Origin of the sequence: Bradyrhizobium sp. 142 (assembly GCF_023074015.1) — a bacterium.
Taxonomy (GTDB): Bacteria; Pseudomonadota; Alphaproteobacteria; order Rhizobiales; family Xanthobacteraceae; genus Bradyrhizobium.
Genome location: NZ_JADPKQ010000354.1, coordinates 1 through 2,235 on the forward strand (window position 1 = coordinate 1; position 2,235 = coordinate 2,235).

2 protein-coding genes are annotated in these 2,235 nt (G+C 61.2%); both read right to left on the reverse strand.

Annotated elements, in window-relative coordinates:
• Positions 1 to 1,657: recombinase family protein (locus tag IVA82_RS32960; RefSeq protein ID WP_247493700.1), on the reverse strand; the 1,657-nt coding region annotated here is incomplete at its 3' end.
• Between the two features lie 140 nt (positions 1,658 to 1,797).
• The gene (locus tag IVA82_RS32965) at positions 1,798 to 2,037 is read right to left on the reverse strand and encodes a ribbon-helix-helix protein, CopG family (protein WP_247391261.1); all 240 of its coding nucleotides are present in this window, start codon (positions 2,035 to 2,037) and stop codon (positions 1,798 to 1,800) included.
• Positions 2,038 to 2,235 lie beyond the last annotated feature (198 nt).

Sequence of the window (2,235 nt, forward strand, 5' to 3'; positions counted from 1 at the left end):
GGCTCCCTGAACGCAAAAGATAACTTTGCGGTGGAGGAGCGGTCACGGAACTATCGGCGACGCCGGGCGCCTTTCCACCCGGAGGGGTGAATGGGAGGGGGATTGAGTGCCGGATGACGATCTTGTCGTCGCCAACGAGGACTTCCTTCACGAGAAGGCGCAGCACGCGTTGGCGTTCGATTATATCGAGCGCGCCGACGGACGAGCGCAGGCGGTCGAGGAAGCTCGTCACGGATTCGGCGAGACGCAGACAAACTTCCCGTTCCTTCGATTGGTCTTCGATCGCTTGCAGCTCCAACAGGCAAGCCTGTTCGCGGCTGCGCAAATCGGGCATGCGACCGCGCAGCTCTTCAAGTGAGAGAAGGCTCTCCTGATAGGCCGTGAGGAGACGCTCGATGCTTTTCCGGGCGCGCGCAAGATCGCGGCGAAGCGTTTCCTCCCGGCGCTGTGTGGGATCGGCGTTGCGCGCCGCCTTGAGTCGGCGCTCAAGTTCGTCTTCGATGAGGTGTCGGTCTTCAAGTAACCGCGCGATCTCTTTCCATACCACCTCGTCCAGCAAATCCTGGCGCATCGGGCGATTGTCGCAGACCGGCCCGCCGAGCCGGCGCCAGCCATCCGAGCCCAAGCAGCGGTAGTAATGGATGGTTCGAGCGCTCGACCTGGTGGAGGTGCGATAGAGCCCATAGCCGCATTTGGCACAGCTCAACAATCCTTGCAGGGCGCTCGGCGTGATCGTGCGTCGCGGGGCATGCTTCTTGTTGGCTTCCAAAAGCTCGTTCGCCAATGCGAAGGTCTCTTCGCTGATGATGGTCGGCACAGGAATTTCGATCCACTCTGTGCGAGGAAGTTCATGATTGGCGCTGTTGCGAGGCGCGGCGCCGCCGCGCAATCGCAACGGCCGCGTCACACGCATGCGCGGCGCGATCCGCGTCTTGCCAAAGCAGGCCATTCCTTTATACGCGGGATTGCGCAGCATCGCCCAAACCGTCGAGCGCTCCCAGCGGCCGGTTTCTTTGGCTGTCGGAATCTGGCGCTCATTGAGCAGGCGCGTGATAGCGCCGATGCTGTGGTTTTTTGCGGTGTAAAGCTCGTAGACCCAGCGCACGACACCGGCCTGTCGCTCGTCGATCTCATAAGAGGCGGCAGAGTGATCGGTCTTGCGCTTGTAGCGATAGCCAAACGGAGCGCCAGAAAGCACGCTCACTTGGCCTTGAAGGGCGCGATGGCGCTTCCCTCGTCGCGACCGCTCTAGGATTTGCGCGCGTTCGTACTCGGCGATCATGCCCTGAAACTGCAGCAGCAGCTCGTCTTCCGGCGTCGCCGCCCGTCTCGAGCGAATGAACAAGACCTCGACGCCGGCGCGCGCGAACTCTTCGATAAGAAGGATTTGATGCGCATAGCGCCGGCTCAGCCGATCGGGAGCGTAGACGAGCACGGCTTGGATCCGCCCTTCTGCGGCGAGATCGCGCAGTCGTTCAAGCCCAGGGCGCAACAAACTCGCGCCGCTATAGCCGTCGTCTTCGATCACCCATTCCGCCGGCACGTCGCAGTTCTGCTCGCGCGCGAAAGCGATCAGCGCGCTCGTCTGACTGGCGATCGTGTTCTCCTCCTTCTGTTTGTCCGACGACACTCTGGCGTAAATCGCGGCGGTTTTCATCTTCGCCTCCCGTCACATCGGCGCCAGCACGCGTGAAGCGCACCTGATCTGGAACGAGAATTTCGTAAACCTGTTCAAGTTTGGCGGCGACGAGACGATCGAACGCAAATTCGAGTCGAACGTCGCGCTTTTTTCGCCGCTCAGCCATCTTCGCGGACAGACGCGAGATAAGCGGCCACCGCTCGGCGCATCACCTCGCTTGCCGAAAGCCTGGAAGCCGCCGCATGCGCCTGGAGTTTTTGGGCGAGATCGCCAGGCATCTTCAGGGAGAGCGTCACAGACGGCGGCGGCGCGGAAAGGAGCGGCTCCTTCCTTTTGGCCACTTCGAGATAGCGATAGGCTTGCCGCAGCGACAAGCCGCTTTCGCGCGACAGCGCCAAGGCCGCCTCCGCCATGCCGATTTTCTTCGCGAGCAAGCGTCGCGCCGCCCTCAGCCGTTCGGCTTTCTGCGCTTGCGTCGATCGAATCATATGACATAATGGTATTACCTTTTGCGTCTTAAATCAACAACGGCTCCATCGCGCCAGCCGGTGATGACGCGTTCAAAGCGGAAGTTATCTTTTGCGTTCAGGGAGCCA